The 245-nt window shown below is 65.7% G+C and carries 1 protein-coding gene; it reads left to right on the forward strand.

Annotated elements, in window-relative coordinates:
- On the forward strand, positions 1-245 hold a 245-nt coding region (locus SB753_RS40360; RefSeq protein WP_410805588.1), incomplete at both ends, for an L-lactate permease.

Below are 245 nucleotides of genomic sequence, written 5' to 3' on the forward strand. Positions count from 1 at the left end.
TCGCGATCGCAGGTGCCGTGATGGTCGGGCTCGGCTTCAGGCCTTTCCAGTCCGCCGTGCTCAATCTGCTGGCGAATACGGCACCCGTTGCGTGGGGCGCGATCGGCACGCCGATCGTCACGCTCGCGGCCGTGAGCGAACTCGATCAGGTCACGCTGTCGGCGATGGCGGGCCATCAATTGCCGTTCGTCTCGGTCCTCGTGCCTTTCTGGCTGGTCGCGACCTTCGTGAAGATGGAAGGCGGC

This window comes from Paraburkholderia sp. SIMBA_053, from assembly GCF_046534895.1.
GTDB lineage: Bacteria > Pseudomonadota > Gammaproteobacteria > Burkholderiales > Burkholderiaceae > Paraburkholderia > Paraburkholderia caledonica.